Origin of the sequence: Mannheimia cairinae, assembly GCF_028649535.1 — a bacterium.
Lineage (GTDB): Bacteria > Pseudomonadota > Gammaproteobacteria > Enterobacterales > Pasteurellaceae > Mannheimia > Mannheimia cairinae.
Window position 1 is genome coordinate 55,807 of the sequence record NZ_JAQSJE010000004.1, and the last position, 17,170, is coordinate 72,976.

At 35.9% G+C, this 17,170-nt stretch carries 15 protein-coding genes; 7 read left to right on the forward strand and 8 right to left on the reverse strand.

Going from position 1 to position 17,170, the window contains the following annotated elements; genetic code table 11:
• Positions 1 to 126: 126 nt before the first annotated feature.
• From PTQ27_RS04915 to PTQ27_RS04925, 3 genes are all read right to left on the reverse strand, one after another.
• A complete protein-coding gene (locus tag PTQ27_RS04915; RefSeq protein ID WP_273747676.1) occupies positions 127 to 1,107 on the reverse strand; it encodes a hypothetical protein in 981 nt (326 codons plus the stop codon).
• 138 nt (positions 1,108 to 1,245) lie between these two features.
• Positions 1,246 to 4,239, reverse strand: a complete 2,994-nt coding sequence (gene rne / locus PTQ27_RS04920; protein ID WP_273747677.1) for a ribonuclease E — start codon at positions 4,237 to 4,239, stop codon at positions 1,246 to 1,248.
• Positions 4,240 to 4,861: 622 nt separating this feature from the next.
• Entirely contained in the window at positions 4,862 to 5,998 is a 1,137-nt protein-coding gene (locus PTQ27_RS04925) for an IS1595 family transposase (protein ID WP_273747678.1), read from the reverse strand.
• A gap of 424 nt (positions 5,999 to 6,422) precedes the next feature.
• Between PTQ27_RS04925 and PTQ27_RS04930 the strand changes: the two genes are divergently transcribed.
• The gene (locus PTQ27_RS04930) at positions 6,423 to 6,671 is read left to right on the forward strand and encodes a helix-turn-helix domain-containing protein (protein ID WP_273771116.1); all 249 of its coding nucleotides are present in this window, start codon (positions 6,423 to 6,425) and stop codon (positions 6,669 to 6,671) included.
• Between the two features lie 12 nt (positions 6,672 to 6,683).
• Positions 6,684 to 7,487, forward strand: coding sequence for a hypothetical protein (locus tag PTQ27_RS04935; protein WP_273747680.1), 804 nt, complete (start codon positions 6,684 to 6,686; stop codon positions 7,485 to 7,487).
• A 69-nt stretch (positions 7,488 to 7,556) separates the two neighbouring features.
• Here the strand turns inward: PTQ27_RS04935 and PTQ27_RS04940 are convergent, their stop codons facing one another.
• Positions 7,557 to 8,432 carry a DNA adenine methylase gene (locus PTQ27_RS04940; RefSeq protein WP_273747681.1) on the reverse strand — a complete coding sequence of 292 codons (876 nt, stop codon included), beginning with the start codon at positions 8,430 to 8,432 and terminating at the stop codon, positions 7,557 to 7,559.
• Between the two features lie 17 nt (positions 8,433 to 8,449).
• Positions 8,450 to 8,782 carry a helix-turn-helix domain-containing protein gene (locus tag PTQ27_RS04945; protein ID WP_273747682.1) on the reverse strand — a complete coding sequence of 111 codons (333 nt, stop codon included), beginning with the start codon at positions 8,780 to 8,782 and terminating at the stop codon, positions 8,450 to 8,452.
• A 106-nt stretch (positions 8,783 to 8,888) separates the two neighbouring features.
• On the opposite strand from PTQ27_RS04945, the gene PTQ27_RS04950 reads away from it, so the two are divergent.
• The 3 genes from PTQ27_RS04950 to PTQ27_RS04960 all read left to right on the forward strand — a co-directional run bounded on the left by PTQ27_RS04950 (position 8,889) and on the right by PTQ27_RS04960 (position 11,328).
• A complete protein-coding gene (locus PTQ27_RS04950) occupies positions 8,889 to 9,926 on the forward strand; it encodes an IS1595 family transposase (RefSeq protein WP_273747683.1) in 1,038 nt (345 codons plus the stop codon).
• 4 nt (positions 9,927 to 9,930) lie between these two features.
• Positions 9,931 to 10,347 (forward strand): hypothetical protein, encoded by a 417-nt coding sequence (locus PTQ27_RS04955; RefSeq protein ID WP_273747684.1) that lies wholly within the window; start codon positions 9,931 to 9,933, stop codon positions 10,345 to 10,347.
• 219 nt (positions 10,348 to 10,566) lie between these two features.
• Entirely contained in the window at positions 10,567 to 11,328 is a 762-nt protein-coding gene (locus PTQ27_RS04960) for a hypothetical protein (protein ID WP_273747685.1), read from the forward strand.
• Positions 11,329 to 11,364: 36 nt separating this feature from the next.
• On the opposite strand, the gene PTQ27_RS04965 is transcribed toward PTQ27_RS04960, so the two are convergent.
• Together PTQ27_RS04965 and ubiD are read right to left on the reverse strand one after the other, a co-directional pair.
• The gene (locus PTQ27_RS04965) at positions 11,365 to 11,862 is read right to left on the reverse strand and encodes a hypothetical protein (protein ID WP_273747686.1); all 498 of its coding nucleotides are present in this window, start codon (positions 11,860 to 11,862) and stop codon (positions 11,365 to 11,367) included.
• Positions 11,863 to 12,031: 169 nt separating this feature from the next.
• Positions 12,032 to 13,495 (reverse strand): 4-hydroxy-3-polyprenylbenzoate decarboxylase, encoded by a 1,464-nt coding sequence (ubiD, locus tag PTQ27_RS04970; protein ID WP_273747687.1) that lies wholly within the window; start codon positions 13,493 to 13,495, stop codon positions 12,032 to 12,034.
• 147 nt (positions 13,496 to 13,642) lie between these two features.
• On the opposite strand from ubiD, the gene znuA reads away from it, so the two are divergent.
• A complete protein-coding gene (znuA, locus tag PTQ27_RS04975; protein WP_273747688.1) occupies positions 13,643 to 14,638 on the forward strand; it encodes a zinc ABC transporter substrate-binding protein ZnuA in 996 nt (331 codons plus the stop codon).
• 72 nt (positions 14,639 to 14,710) lie between these two features.
• On the opposite strand, the gene PTQ27_RS04980 is transcribed toward znuA, so the two are convergent.
• Positions 14,711 to 15,304, reverse strand: coding sequence for a GDSL-type esterase/lipase family protein (locus PTQ27_RS04980; protein ID WP_273747689.1), 594 nt, complete (start codon positions 15,302 to 15,304; stop codon positions 14,711 to 14,713).
• Positions 15,305 to 15,648: 344 nt separating this feature from the next.
• Here PTQ27_RS04980 and PTQ27_RS04985 point away from each other — a divergent pair, with 344 nt between their 5' ends.
• On the forward strand, positions 15,649 to 17,133 hold the full coding sequence (locus tag PTQ27_RS04985) for an aldehyde dehydrogenase family protein (RefSeq protein ID WP_273747690.1): 1,485 nt from the start codon (positions 15,649 to 15,651) through the stop codon (positions 17,131 to 17,133).
• Positions 17,134 to 17,170 lie beyond the last annotated feature (37 nt).

The window sequence follows — 17,170 nt, forward strand, 5'->3', positions numbered from 1 at the left end:
ATGAGTTTAGCGTTTTTTATGCCCATAAAATTTAACATATAGGACCAAACATCATCTTTAACTAAAAGCAAAAAATAACCCCACTAGCGGACTAGTGGGGCTGAGTTATATGTTTTAAGTGAAAAATTATTTATTTTCAACCGCTTGCTTCATTTCTTCAATTTTCGCTTCCGTTGCTGCTTTAGCCTCTTCTGCCTTAGCAGCAGCTGCATCTTTCATTTCAGCTGCTTTGTCAGCGGTTGCTTGAGCTGCTTCAGATGTTGCAGCTTTAGCCTCTTCTACCTTAACGGTAGCTGCATCTTTCATTTCAGTTGCTTTGTCAGAGGTTGCTTGAGCTGCTTCAGATGTTGCAGCTTTAACCTCTTCTACTTTAGCGGCAGCTGCATCTTTCATTTCAGCTGCTTTGTCAGCAGTTGCTTGAGCTGCTTCAGATGTTGCAGTTTTAGCTTCTTCTAATTTAGTTGCAGCTGCATCTTTTACTTCAGCAGCTTTTTCTGCAGTTGCTTGAGTCGCTTCAGTGGCGGCTGCTTTTGTTTCTTCCAGTTGAGCTGCTGCCGCATTTTTTACTTCAGCTACTTTTTCAGCTGTTGCTTGAGTTGCATCAGAAGTTGTGGCTTTTGCTTCTTCTAATTTAGCAACAGTAGCTTCTTTTATCTGGTCTGCTTTTTCCATCGCAGCTTGGGTTGCTTCAGAAGTTGCAGCTTTTACTTCTGCTAATTTAGTTGCTGTTGCATCTTTTATTTCATCTGCTTTTTCCATAACAGTTTGAGCTGCTTCAGAAGTCGCTGCTTTTACCTCTTCCAGTTTAGTCGCTGCGGCCTCTTTTACTTCGTTGATTTTATCTGCCGTTGCTTGAGCCGCTTCAGCAGTTGCCGCTTTTACTTCATCTAATTTGGCTGATGCTGCTTCTTTTAATTCTTCTGCTTTTTCTGCAGCAGCTTGTGCTTCATAAGTTGCAGTTCTTTCTTCTTCTAATTTAGTTGCTGCGGCATCTTTAACTTCAGTTACTTTTTCACTTGTTGCCTGAACCGCTTCTTTTGCTTGATCGCAAGCTGCAAGTGTCATTGTTGAACCTAATACTAATAATGCTAAAAATGATTTTTTCATTCTAAATTCCTTAAATAATTAAATAAACAAATTGTCAATATAGCAATTTAGTCACTATTTTATGAGAAAAGTTCATAAAAAATGCCTATTGTGTAAATAAACAATAGGCATAAACTTTATTTTTAAACGCTAGAGCGTTTAATTATTTGTTGAGCGTGGGGCAGATTGCACCTGACTTACGGCACTAGTATAACCACCAAATCCTTTGCCATAAAAATAGTATTTTGAATGTTGCCATTCTGTAATAACTACTTTTTCTGAGGTTTCTTCAACAGCTTTAGCAACAGTCATCGCTGATTTTGTATGTTTAACTCGAGAGAAAGTACCCAGCTTACCTGTAAAATTATATTCACTTTCATAGCTGGAAACGGGAGTTTCAATTACTTGCGAATTTGCAGATATAATTGCAGGTGCTACTGTAGCTTGTGATTGGAATTTTCCTACACGTTCATTTTTCTCTTTTACTAAATCACGCTCAGAATGTTGAGAAACAACACTGCCAAAAGGAGCAATATGTTCTTTCACATCTGATTTTTGGATATCAGGTTCTTGTGTTGAATCTATTTCTGTTTTTGGTTTATGTGCTTGTTCTAGCTTTTCTTTAACCAGATCTCGTTCAGTCGCCTGAGCAACAAAACCACCTAATGGAGCAACAGATGTTGTCTGTTTTGTGCTGACTTTTTTCTCTGTTTTTTCTGGCTCTGGTTGGGCTCTGTTTTCTTCTTGCTCTAACATTTCATCAACAGATAAGAACTGTACTTTCTCTTCTACTTTTGCTGATTTAACTGGCATAGCAAATTGAACCCAAACTTTACCACTTGCAAGCTCTGGAGATGCAACAGCTGAAGTTAATGGCATTGCTGAGGAGGCAACATTGACTCGTTGATTTTCACGGCGACGCTGATTTCCTACACGTAAGTGGCGAGGTAAACGACGTTGGCGATTTTTATCACGTGTTTCATTGTTACTATTTTCTGTAGCAACTTCTGGTATTGCAAGCGGTTGAATTTGAGCTGTATTTTGCACATTTTCAGCTTCAACTGCTTTTTCAACTTCAACTGCTTTTTCTACTACAACTGGTACAGGTGTGGCCGATGTAACAACTGTTTCATTGGTTGTTGATTCGGTTGTTTCTACACGTACTTTTTTACGTAATTCACGACGTTGGCGACGTTCTGTTTGAACTTCTCGTTGAGTTGTACGAGCCTCAGTATTTTCAGTCATACCTGCAACTTCCTCTACTACGGCACGACGTTGTTTTTTCTCTGCTCGTGTTGCTTTTTCTTCTTGTTTTGCAGATTGATTTTGTTGTCTACGCTCCTGATTCTCTGTTCGAGAATGACGATTTTGACGTTCACGACGTTGTCGGCGATCACGTGGATTACGTTTTGGTTTCGGTTTTTCTTCAACTTTTTCTTCTTCTGCAAACCAACCTTTAATTGTTGCAATTAAACGAGTTAATAACGATGGTTTAGCTGGTTTTGCTGGGGTTGGAGAAGGTTGTAAATTAAGCTCAGAACTTTGTAATACAGATTCAACTGTAATTACAGGCTCATTACGAGTAACTAACGCATCATCATTATGATTATGGTTGCAATGTTCGTCTTCTGTACGAGCTTCATAGTGCTTAGTTAAATGATAACTTAATGTTGGTGTTACTTCATTTTCACGTAAGCGGTAAACACTGAAGTGTGGGGTTTCCATACTTTCAGAAGGAACTACAACAATTTGTACATTATGACGTTTTTCAATACTTGAAATTGCACTACGCTTTTCGTTTAACAAGTAAGTCGCAATTTGTACCGGCACAATGGTGTGAACTTGAGCAGTATTTTCTTTAATCGCTTCTTCTTCTAGTAAACGTAGAATTGAAAGGGCGATAGATTCATTATCACGTACTTTACCTGTGCCTTGGCAACGAGGGCAGATATGTGATGAAGCCTCACTTAATGACGGGCTTAAACGCTGACGACTCATTTCTAATAAACCGAAACGTGAAATACGTGCAAATTGAATTCTTGCACGGTCTTGGCGAGTAGCCTCACGAATACGGTTTTCCACTTCACGTTGATGGCGAACTGGGGTCATATCAATAAAGTCGATAACAATTAAACCGCCTAAGTCACGCAAGCGTAATTGGCGAGCAATTTCATCTGCCGCTTCTAAGTTTGTGTTTAAGGCTGTTTCTTCAATATCGCCACCACGGGTTGAGCGTGATGAGTTAATATCAATCGCCGTTAACGCTTCGGTTACATCAATAACGATTGAACCACCTGATGGTAAACGCACTTCACGTTGGAAAGCTGATTCAATTTGTGATTCGATTTGATAATGGCTGAAAAGCGGGACTTCACCTTCGTATAAACGCACCCGGTTAATGAAATCCGGGCGAACTAAACGAATATGGTTTTTCGCTTTTTCAAATACTTTTTTATTATCAATAAGAATTTCGCCAATATCACGACGTAGGTAATCACGGATTGCACGCACAATTACATCACTTTCTTGATGAATTAAGAACGGGGCAGGGCGAGATTCCGCCGCTTTTTTGATAGCTTCCCAATGGTGTAAAAGAACTTTTAAGTCCCATTGTAATTCTTCAGGCGATTTGCCTACACCTGCGGTACGCACGATTAAGCCAACATCTTCAGGTACGTCTAGGCTATCTAATGCTTCTTTTAATTCTAAGCGTTCGTCGCCTTCAATACGGCGAGAAATACCGCCAGCACGAGGGTTGTTTGGCATTAACACAAGGTAGCTTCCAGCAAGTGAAATAAAAGTGGTTAAGGCTGCACCTTTGTTGCCACGCTCTTCTTTGCTAACTTGCACGATAACTTCTTGCCCTTCTTGGATAATATCTTTGATATTCGGGCGACCGTTAAAGACATAGTCTTGAGGGAAATATTCACGTGAAATTTCTTTTAAAGGCAGGAATCCGTGACGTTCTGCACCGTAATCGACAAATGCAGCTTCAAGGCTTGGTTCAACACGGGTGATTTTACCCTTGTAGATATTAGATTTTTTTTGTTCGTGACCTGGGCTTTCGATATCCAAGTCGAATAAACGCTGCCCATCAACAAGGGCAACACGCAACTCTTCTTTTTGAGTTGCATTGATTAACATTCTTTTCATTGTGTTTTCTCGATTATTTTGTTGTTTTTTTACACGGCTTTTATGCCAATAACGTTAGGAGTTTTTTTGCGTCTATCTCACGACTGTCTAAATTCCTAAAAAGTGCCGATTGTTGTCTTACGTTTACTTCTTCTTGTCTCAAAGAAACCGCAAAATCAAACACTTAAGTAAGGCTTGCGAAAGTTTCTGCAAGCGGTTGTTTTTGCCAAATTTTTTGCAATTTTTTATTGCTTTTTTAAGGGCAAAAATAACGAGGTATTATCGCATTTTAATGTTTAAAAAGGCAAGGTAATTATTATGGGAATTGAGAGTTAATTTTATTTAAGAAGAGATGAAATGCTTTATATAAGCGGTTGAAATTTTGCATTTTTTTACGGTATTATGTAGCAGTTGCACAAAGTCCGAAAATTGACTAATTTACCGCGTAAATTTAAATGCCTTTCCGAATGAAAATTGTGAAAGGCATTTCTTTTACCTCAAATTCTAACTTCAACCTCGCAATTTTTCACATCAATTTTCCATTTTTTCAAATTCAAGGCGTAGCTAATCCTCTCAACCTTTATTCAGGTAAGTTATTTCTTTCTATATAATTCTATCTAAGTCTATTAGCGTCTATACGATTCTATGCCGCCATCAGAATTTCATCGTATGCAGTTTGTTCTTCAAGTCGCTTAAAGTAGTGTGATGAAATTTCGTTAGGTGCAAAGGCTTTCACACCTAGAAGCTCACCTTCACGATGATTTCCCTGCCAATAACCAACCCATTCTTTAAATGGCAGAACCCATAAACAACGTTTGAGGACATCTTCAAAAAGTTTACCGTTAGATTCTCGGCGATTATCTGAAAAGAATGCAGCTTGATTGGCATAGTGTAAGGCATATTTATTATCGGTTTTATGGTGTGTGCCACGCATTAAGTCGCGCATTCTGGCATTAAAGGATTCCGCAAGGTTATTATTTACACCTTTCGCACTATAAGCCTCTTGATGATTCACCGACCAACGGGTGTAATGAAAATCAAGACTTTTATAAGCAGGGTTTTCATCACACATAATATCACTGCCTGCTTTGACAAAGCGTTGATTTAATGCAAAAACAGTATCCGCATTTTCGGTATAATCCATTGCAACAATGGTACGATTTGCTCCAGATATATTACTATCATTTGCAGCACGTTGTGTAATAGCGAATAGACAACGTTTAGTCGTTCTAAATTTAGGATATTTACGACCTTTCTTATCAGCTTTTTGACGTTGTTTATGATTGTTTTTACGAAAATTAGTTGGGCGCAAGGTAAAGTTGATCCACATTCCATCTTCGTGAATTTCGCCTGACAATGGACTTAAATCGCGCGTTTTAAATAAAGCTTCGCGAACTTTCCCACAAAGTACAAATGCCGTTTTGTAGTTCAAATTAAGATGACGACTAACATCAATCGCACTAATGCCTTTTGAGCTATTTACCATCATTAAGATGACAGCAAGAATATCGACTAAATCAACTTTATGAAAGGCAAAGGCTGTATTTGTTGTAATATAAAAATGGCGTTTGCAATGTTTACAACACCAACGTTTACGAGAAGGAAGGAAATAGGCTTCGTGGCGAATACCACAATGCGGACAGCATACATCACGAATATTATCAGGGCTTCCCCAACGGTGAGTTTTAAAAAGGTGAAAAGCATCTTCTTCAGTAAGGCGTAAAATATCTTTTAAATTGATGTTTTTTGATTTGCTTGAAAGTAAATAATGTTGAGCCATTGCGAATTTCCTTGTGTAGTACAAGGCATTCGAGATTTGCTAAACGCCAGACACAAAAAAACGCCCACCTGAAGAAATCAGATCGGCTCAAAGCGTTTATGCCTCGAATACCGTACCACCACAAGAAACTTGTGGAGGAAATTCAATAAACCGAAAGATGGAATACTAATTCCTATTAGCCAAAACTATTTGAGCTAGGTGGTTTATCTAGCTTTCCGATAAATATCAATATCGAACAAGCAATAGTAAAATAATTCGCAAAAATAAGTGTATTCAAGTGATGTAAGCTAATCACCTACCAATATAGTTTAGTAAAAAATTGAAATCAAGCGAAAATGAAAAAATTTTTTCTAGAATGACTTTAAATGTAAAGCAATTTTATCTGAGTTATGTTACTCATCGTCTATGGTTGGACTGTTTTTTTATGTATATTACTAAAAAAATATTTTCTAAGACTATGAAAAGTGAAGTTTTAGTTACCTTTGGTAATAGGGTAAAAATGTTAAGAGAACAAAATGGATTGTCTCAAGAAGAGTTTGCTTATAGATCTGGTTTGGATAGAAGTTATATTTCTGGAGTTGAAAATGGAAGAAGAAATATATCTTTAAAAGCCATATATTCCATAGCAGAAGCTTTAGATATTACGTTAATGGAACTATTTGAAAATATATAACTTAGAGCTTATATGAATATTAATTCTGATTTAGTTAATTTTTGTGATTTGTATAATTTGCCATTTAATCATCTCGGTGCAATTCTCAAAGATCCAAAAGTTATACCTATGATTAGGGGAAAAGCGTTTGAATTTTCAGTTGCTGACAAACTTTCGACTATTTTATCTAATGAAATATGGAAAATTGAAAAACCATTTTTAAATCCCCAATTAGGTTATCACGATCAAGATGTATTGATAACCCATATTCCTAGTAACAAGAAAATATCAATTGAATGCAAACTATCAGCAAAAGGAAGAATTAAATCTAATAATAGTGGATATATTCTTTCAGTCAAATGTATGCGCAGTCGGACATTAGGTGAAGAATTAGCAAGCAGACTTGCTCCTGAAAGAGGTGTCCCAAAAGATAGCTTGTTAGTTCATAATGATCAGTATCTTTCATCTGATTTTGATTTTGTTATAACATCATTAGCCAATGTCTTTTATGCGACCAATTCCAATGGTATCTTTGTTTGGTCTCCTTCTGAGGCTGGTTTAAAATTTTTATATTCTAAGTATGGAATAAATAAAACAGATAAAGGTTATCAGGATTTAGCATTTAATGATATGTACGTTGCTTCATCTCACGCTTTAGCAATATCTAACAATGGAAATATATGTACTAGGAAAAAATGTGATAATAAATTAAATTGTAAATTTATTCCAAATTATCCTTTAATTGAATTTGATAAAAATGCAAATGTCATTCAGGATAAATGGTTTCATATAAGTGAAATAGAGCATCGTTTACTTAAACATATAGGGGAGTATTAAAATAATTATTTTAATTTGGCATACAGGTGTTAAAAACATAAGTTATTTCCCCTGTTATGCCAAATTTATTTATATATCTAAGTCGATTTGGCTATTTGAATGATTTATATGATAGTTAGTTATAAAAATTTCCTTTCCTTTATATCTACTACCTCTTTTTTCTTCTTTAATTTTATTTTTTGTTTGGTCGTCAGTTCTGTTTATTGTGTAGTTCCACTCTTTATCAACAATTGAATTTGCCCAATCATATAGCTCTCTAACCTCTTCAGAGTTATCATAAGTGATTAAAAATTTTAATCTATCTTTATTCCGATATAAACATTTTTTAAGCCTATAATGATCTTCTTTATTAAAGGAATAAGTATAGAACTTGTCTTGATCCGCATTGAAATATGGAGGATCAATAAATAAAAAAGCATTATCTGGTGCATTATCAATAATAATTTCAAAATCTAAATTATTAAATTCTACCCCTTGTAGCTTTGAAGATGTTTTAAGAATACTATTTCCCCAATTTTCAGGTCTCATACTATATTTGTCACCGTAGCCCCAATAACAATTTTTAGGATTCATAATACCAGAATATGAAGTTCTATTTAAATAGTACCACCTCGCTGCTTTTTCTAATTCATCTTTAGGTGAAAACTCATTTTTATACCAATGATGTCTTTCTTTTAATGCTTTTTCATCTTTTAAAAAATCTATTAAATCATTTGGTCTATTTTTTATTATTAAATATGTATTTATTAGATCTGGATCTATGTCATTAAGAATATTATATTCTACCTTATCTTTTGCAAAAAAAATGGAACCTCCACCAACAAAAGGCTCTATATAAACGGAATGCTTAGGTATGCATTCTAGGATAAGTTTTCTAGCGTAAAATTTCCCACCCGCATATCTAAAAGGTGAATTGATTGATTTTTTATCATAAGTTTTAGTCATAATAATCCTATTAAAATTTATTTTAATATTTTTGAATTTTCTAAAAGTAAATTATAAAAATAATCTTTTAATTTACTTGGCATTAATCTGTAATTAGTAATTAACGCTCTTTCTTGTTCGGAAATATTACTATTATTAAATTGAAAATTATCTTCTTTACCAGTTAATAGCCACGTAATACTAACATCTAACGTATTATGAATTTTCACTAACGCTTCCACACTAGGATCTCTTCCCTCATTTAGATAATTCATCGCTGAACGATATGAGATATTCGTCACTCTAGAAAACTCAGTAACTGTCATATTTTTAGCTTCCAATATCTGTTTCAAACGCTTAGATATGCACACTATTTCACATTCCTATTGAAAAAACTGAATGATTGTGCTACATTATACACAATCAATATGAATAATATTTCATATTTTAGTTTAATCAAGGTGTGATCTCAATACTATGACCCAACATTTTCTTCTTTCTAGCAAAGCTCGCACGCTTTCTTCCTACGAGATAGCACAACTCTCGGAAGAAGAAGCGTATAATTTGCTTTGTGAATTAAGATGGGGTGGAAAAGAATTTATTGCTTGTCCTAAATGTGGGGTGCAACACAAGCCTTATTATATTTCTACACGTAAACAATGGCGCTGCAAACATTGTAATCACACTTTTAGTGTCACTTCTGGCACCATTTTTGCCAATCGCAAGAAACCAATTAAGGTTTATCTCTATGCTTTAATTGAATGGGTAAATGCTGTCAAAGGCTTATCATCCCTTCAATTAGCACGTAATGCAAAACTTAATCCTCGCACGGCATTTGTTTTATCACATAAATTCCGCAAGGCATTATTAGAAAGTCGTGATATGAAACCACTTTCAGGTGTAGTGGATATGGACGGTACTTATGTTCATCCTGCACCACGTAAAGCAAATAAGAAATCTGACCGCATTGACTATCGTTTAAAGGAAAATCAGAATCCTGATAAACGTTGTGTCATGGTTGCGCGTGAGCATTATTCGCCAGAAGAAAAAGCCAGTAATGCGCTGCATTGTGGGGTAAAACGTTCTCACGTTTTTGTAGCGCATACTGAATCGCAATCGGTAGTGAAAAGTTTTGCCGATAAGTTCATTAAACCGAATACACAAATCAATACCGATGAAAGCACGGCTTATGATGTCTTGTTGCCTTACTATAACTTGAGAACTGTAAACCATAAAGAAGAATATCGTAGTGACTTAGGTGTAACAAACAATCAGGCAGAAAGTCTATTTAGTCGTTTCAAACGTATGTACTACGGACAAGTTCACCGTATCAGCAACGAATACTTACTTAACTATGCTAATGAAATTGCGTACCGTGAGGACAATCGCCGTACCTCAAATAAAGCGCAGTTTATTGATGTATTAAGCCGATGTTTGAAAACCACCAACGATAACAATGAATGGTGCGGTTATTGGCAACGAAAAATTATTCATCAAGAAGTGATTTGGCAGTAGATATATGGCATATAACTTAGATAAGAAACTCAAAGAATTTGAGTTTGAACGTAAACAGGTATTACATCATCTTGCGTTACTTGATGCGAACATTGCCACATTAAAACGTGCTATTGAGCTTACTCAACAGGAAAGTGATGTAGCCCTTTATAATACGGACAACTTTGTGTACCGTTCCAAATATAAGCTCTTTAAAGGGAAAATTCGTAAATACATCGTACAAATGATGCGAGAAGCACCCAATAAAGCCTTTACAATAGCCGAACTCACGCAGCGCATTTTCGATATTGAACAAAATCCTGATATACCTTCTGAAAAGCATCTTGATTCCGTTCGAAAGCAACTCAATGAATTCTACCAAAGAAACTGGATTAGCCGAATACAAGTTAGCCGAAATGAAGTGTATTGGCAATGGAGGTAAAGCAATGCTCTTTTAGAACTCTTGTTATGTATTAGCTTGACTTATTTAAATTTACATATAAAATTAGTGCAACGGTTTTGCTTGCACGAACATATAACCCTTCTATCTAAAGGATAGAAGGGTTATATGCTTCGTATACTACAAAAATGCAATTTCAAGTAGTATTTAACTTATACGCTAGGAGACTTATTATGGGTGTTGATGCAAGCTAGGTAAAGTATGAAATGGTTGAAATCTAATACTATTAATCTTTTAACATTTTTAGGCACCATTTTTACTATTATTGGTGTAAATATATCTCAATTATTCGAAAAGCCCATTCAATCTTGGATTGTTTTTGGGCTTTTATGTTTTCTAATCTTGTTTTGTTCATTTAGAGTTTACCTTGTTACTAAGGATTCAATGATAAAACAGTATAGTAATGGCTATTTAACCATAGCTTCTTTCTTTAAATACTCTACTTTTGATGGAAAAACGTCTACTTATGAACAGTTTCGCCATATTCAGGTTAAAACTTTTTGTAAAGGATGTTTTGAACATAGGTTCATTTGGACTGGAACAAACAACCCTCAAATTCTGTCTGACTTACAACAAGTAGGGCAAATTAATTATGGAGAGGATGATTTTGGCAATAAATATCATCGAGTTAAATTAACTCCAGCTCGTTCTCTGGTTTATAATGAATGTGATGTATTGCATACAAAAGCAATTGTAGAAAATGATGATGCCAAGCCATTTTTAGCTCAATATGTAAAAGAACCAATTAGGTTTATTAATTTTAAAATTGAATTGTATTATGCAACCGACTCATACGCTTGCGAAGCTAAAATAACAAGAAAACCAATAGATAAGCCTAATGCAAATGAGCAACATATAACATCAGTGAAATTTGATTACCCGACTAAGAGTTTTACATATACAATCATAGAACCAGAGGCTGGTTTTGTATATAAAATAAATTGGGAAAAACCTAGTCTATAACCAAAATAGCGGTATCTCTACCGCTATTCTCTATTCTCACGCTAAAGGTTTTAATCGCCATTCAGAACGCCTGAAAAATCTTCGCTTTAGTGTCCGTTTATGTAATTCAACTTCTTTCCGTTCAATAATTCCTTTCTTATACAGTTCTTTTAATACGCGAGCAACAGCTAATTCATGTTCCCTTTGAGGTAGAGGATAATTTTTGCCAGTGTCTAATTCCAACGCCGCCTCTGTAATAAAGTATAATGTTTTCCAACTATCACTTTGCTTGAATACTCTTGCAACCAACAATTGAAGATTTTGCTTAAACAATCGAGGTTTTATTAGCCTTGAAACATTAAATTGTGTTTTGATTTGCCTTAAATCGAAATTGGGTTCAATGTATATCAAGGTATTCTCAAAACAAAGTATTTTATCCTCTAAATCTGATTTCTGTTGTTTTAACTGATCAAGTTGATGTTCAAGAATTGCTTTTTCTTTATAGCTACTTTCGATTAATTTGGTAAGTTGAGAAATAAGGTGGGATTCTGCCATAATAAAAATCTCCATTGAGTTAAACTTTCAATGGAGATTCTAGTATTTTCAAGCGGTTAGGTCTTTGTGCAACTGCTACATAATACCGTTTTTTTACAAAAAAACAACCGCTTGTTTTAACGTATGTTGAGGTTTCAAATTAAGTGATTTATCGCTTAAAAGGTTTGCTCTAGATTCCTAGTGAATCCCAAATCTCATCAATGCGTTTTACCACATTTTCATCTTTTTCGATTGGTGTACCCCATTCACGATTGGTTTCACCAGCCCATTTATTAGTCGCATCAATTCCCATTTTAGAACCTAAGCCTGCAACTGGGGAAGCAAAATCCAGATAATCAATTGGGGTATTTTCGATGAGTGTGGTATCTCGTGCCGGGTCGCAACGAGTGGTAATCGCCCAAATAACATCTTTCCAATCACGAGCGTTTACATCATCATCGCATACAATCACAAACTTGGTGTACATAAACTGACGTAAGAATGACCAAACGCCCATCATCACACGTTTTGCGTGTCCTGCGTATTGTTTTTTGATAGTAACAACCGCTAAGCGATAAGAGCAGCCTTCAGGCGGCAGATAGAAATCCACAATTTCAGGGAACTGTTTTTGCAAAATCGGAATAAAGACTTCATTTAATGCCTCGCCCAATACGGCTGGTTCATCAGGTGGTCTGCCGGTGTAGGTGGAATGATAAATTGCATCTTTACGCATAGTAATGTGCGTTACGGTAAATACTGGGAAATATTCTTGCTCGTTATAATAGCCAGTGTGATCGCCGTACGGGCCTTCTAATGCGGTTTCGTTTAGATCAATATAGCCTTCTAGCACAATTTCTGCACTTGCTGGTACTTCCAAATCATTAGAAATAGATTTCACCACTTCGGTTTTATTGCCCCGTAATAAGCCAGCAAAGGCATATTCGGAAAGGGTGTCTGGAACAGGAGTAACTGCCGCTAAAATAGTGGCAGGATCCGCACCAAGTGCTACTGAAACAGGGAACGGTTTATCTGGATTTTCCGCTTTCCACTCTTGGAAGTCTAAAGCACCACCACGGTGGGAAAGCCAACGCATAATCAATTTATTTTTGCCAATCAGTTGTTGGCGATAAATGCCTAAGTTTTGACGTTTTTTGTAAGGCCCTTGCGTAATCGTTAATCCCCAAGTAACAAGCGGAGCAACATCGCCCTTCCAGCAGTGCATAATCGGCAGTTGAGTCAGATCAACATCGTCACCTGAAATAACAACTTGCTGGCAATCGGCTTTGCTAAGTACCTTAGGTGGCATATTCAGAATTTGCTTCCATTGTGGTAACTGCCCAATAAGATCTTTAAATCCTTTTGGGGGTTCTGGCTCTTTTAAAAAAGCTAACAGTTTGCCAAGCTCTCTTAAGGCTTTGGTGTCTTCTTGCCCCATTCCCATTGCAACACGTTTTGGTGTGCCAAATAGGTTACAAAGCACAGGCATATTACTGCCTTTCGGGTTTTCAAAAAGGATAGCTGGCCCACCTTTGCGTAAGGTGCGGTCTGCAATTTCAGTCATTTCTAAATAAGGGTCAATTTCTTGCTTCACTCGAACTAATTCGCCTTCAGATTCAAGCAAATTCAGAAATTCTCGTAAATTTTTATATTTCATAGCGGTCAAATTTGTAGATTTTTTTGCAAATGCAAGTATATAGAAAAATATTGCTGAAAAATACCCATAAAAAAATTATAGAAATTTTATTTTGTTTTGTTAGAATGTGCCGACCTACACTTATTTGTGAAAATAGAGGAAATTGTTATGTTTAAAAGAACACTTATTGGTTTAGCGGTTTTAGGGGCAGGTGTTGCTCAAGCTGATGTATTAACAAGTATCAAACCATTAGGTTTTATTGCAAGTGCTATTACTGATGGTGTAACAGAAACAAAAGTATTGTTGCCTGTAAGTGCATCTCCACACGATTATAGTTTAAAACCATCAGATGTAACACAATTACAATCTGCTCAGCTAGTTGTTTGGGTAGGTGATGGTTTAGAAAGCTTTTTAGAAAAAAGTATTGAAAAATTACCTAAAGAGAAAGTATTAACGTTAGAAGATGTTGATGCGATTGATGATATTGTCGCAACCACGAAAAAAGATGATGATCACGACCACGATCATAAACACGACCACAGCCATAAACACGAGCACGGCCATAAACACGAGCACGGCCATAAACACGAGCACAACCATAAACACGAACACCATCATCACGATCATAGCCATCACGGCCATAGCCACGATGAAGATTGGCATATCTGGCTTTCAGCTGAAGCCAGTGAGTTAGCAGCAGAACAAATTGCAGCACGCTTAACGGAGCAGCTACCAGAACAAAAAGCAAAAATTGCAGATAATCTTGCAAAATTCAAAGCAAATTTAACCGCTAAAAAAGCAGAAATTGCAAAACAATTAGAACCAGTAAAAGGCACAGGTTATTATACTTTCCACGATGCTTATGGCTATTTTGAGAGAGCTTATGGTTTAAACTCACTAGGTTCATTTACAATCAACCCGACAGTTGCACCAGGTGCAAAAACTTTAGCAGCAATTAAGAAAAATATTACGCAAAACAAAGCACAATGTTTATTTGCTGAACCACAATTTACACCAAAAGTAATTGAAAGTTTAGCAAAAGAAACACAAGTCAAGGTAGGGCAGTTAGATCCACTTGGTGCTAAAATTCAGTTAAGTGCTACGTCTTATCCTGAATTTTTACAAGCGTTAGCAGACGAGTTTAGCCAATGTTTAGCTAAATAAAGAAATAAGAATAAATCCCCATTCATTGATAAAATAAATGGGGATTTTTATCAGCGACTAAAACCTATTTTTCTATAAATAAGCAGTTAAAATCGCTTCTAATCGATCATATCCAGCTTGTGTGAAATGCAATCCATCGTGGCATAAGCTTAAATCTAACTTACCTTCTTCGTTCTCAAAACGATCCCAGGTTTTAATATAAGTTAAATCAGAAGGGCAATTAGCCTCAAAATAGGCATTCATCTCTTTAATTGCCGGGTTATCTGTTGTTTCAATATTATTTACTGGTGTGGCTTCTAATAGGAAATAGTTAGAATGAGGTGCAATTTCACGCAGACCTTTTACAATCTCCTCAATCCAAATTAAAGCCTGTTTTGGCGAATACTCTGATTCTTTGACAATATCATTAACACCTAAAAAAACAAAAACATTTTTTCCAACGTGTTTAATCAGATTTTGTTTAATAATGACATCTAGATATTGGCGAGCACTGGTTCCTGATAAGCCTAAATTTGCAACAGTTTGCCCTGCTAAATTTGGTGTACCATTTTCCATATCGCCCCACATATCGAACAATGAATGTCCGACTAAGGTAATATCCGCTTCTTTCTTAAATTCTTCTTGTTTTGCTTGATAACGATTAAAAATATCCTGGTCCGTAAGCATATAGCCCCCAAAATTAATGAAAAAAACGATTAATCTCTGCTATCTTTTAAACCAATATGCTGAGTCGTGAAAATAAAAATCACAATATTATCGTTTATAAATATAGCCAGACTCTGCCTAAATTAAGTTCATTTAGGCTAGGTTTTATTATCCGGCTATGCATTCTTATTTGTAAATAAAGTTCACAATTTTTTGTTGGAAATGTGATCTATGTCTCACTATTAGATTAATAGATTTTAAAAACTATTTTCTATGTTGAATTTAATGCTAAAGCACTTTACCCTAGGTCTAACTCATTTGAGTTGCACATATTTTAATCTCAACCCCAAATAGGAGATGTTATTATGGCAAAAGATCTAAATGTATTTGATAAACACTATAGATTACTTATCAATGGTGACTGGACAGATGGTTCAAAAGGGGAAAAATTAACCTCTTATAATCCTGCAAACGGTAGCGAATTAGCTACTTTTATTGACGCAAGTGACGCTGATGTCGATGCGGCTGTTTCCGCTGCACAAGAGGCATTTAAAACGTGGAAGCTTACTTCAGCTACAGAAAGAGCAACTATTTTACATAAGATTGCTGATGTTATTGATGAAAATGCTGAGCTATTTGCCTTACAAGAAACCTTAGATAATGGAAAACCCATCCGTGAAACCCGTGCGGCAGATATTCCTTTAGCAGCTGATCATTTCCGTTATTTTGCTGGCGTTATTCGTTCGGAAGAGGGGTTTGCAAATCAATTAGATGAGGAAGATTTATCACTTATTCTTCGAGAACCTATTGGTGTAGTTGGTCAAATTATTCCTTGGAACTTCCCATTCTTAATGGCTGCGTGGAAAATAGCTCCGGCACTTGCAGCGGGTTGTACTATTGTAATCCATCCGTCATCTTCTACCTCTTTAAGCATATTATCATTTGCTCAAAAAATTAATCATTTACTCCCTAAAGGTGTATTTAATGTGATTACGGGTAAAGGGTCTAAATCTGGCGAATATATGCTACAACATAAAGGTTTTAGTAAATTAGCTTTCACTGGTTCTACTGAAATTGGACGTAAAATTGGGGTTGCTGCAGCTGAGATGTTGATTCCTTCCACTCTTGAGTTAGGCGGTAAATCCGCTAATATCTTCTTTGATGATATGCCATTTGATAAAGCCTTAGAGGGAGCGCAAAAAGGTATTTTATTTAACCAAGGACAAGTTTGCTGTGCAGGTTCTCGTATCTTTGTACAAGAAGGCATTTATGACAAATTTATTGCAGCATTGAAAGAAGAGTTCAAAAAAGTCAAAGTCGGCTTACCTTGGGAAGATGATACTCAAATGGGGGCACAAGTTAATAGCAACCAAGTTAAAATTATTAGCAAATATATTGATATTGCTAAAGAGGAAGGTTGTGAAATTTTAACAGGTGGTCAAAAATCAGATGAAGATCATTTAGAAAATGGTGAGTTTTTCCAACCGACACTTATCTTAGCATCAGACAATAATAAACGAGTTGCACAAGAAGAGATCTTTGGCCCTGTTGCTGTTGTTATTAAGTTTAAAGATGAAGCAGAAGTCATTAAAATGGCAAATGACAGTGAATATGGCTTAGGCGGAGCTGTGTGGACAACAAATATCAATCGAGCATTACGTGTCTCAAGAGCATTAGAAACTGGTCGTGTATGGGTAAACTGCTATAACAGATTACCAGCAGGGGCTCCATTTGGTGGTTATAAAACATCAGGAATTGGACGAGAAACCCATAAAATGATGTTGGCAGCCTACACTCAAGTCAAAAATATTTATATCAGTACACGTGAAGAACGTGAAGGTATGTACTAATTAAAAATAAACCCTCTTAATTGCTTAAATTAAGAGG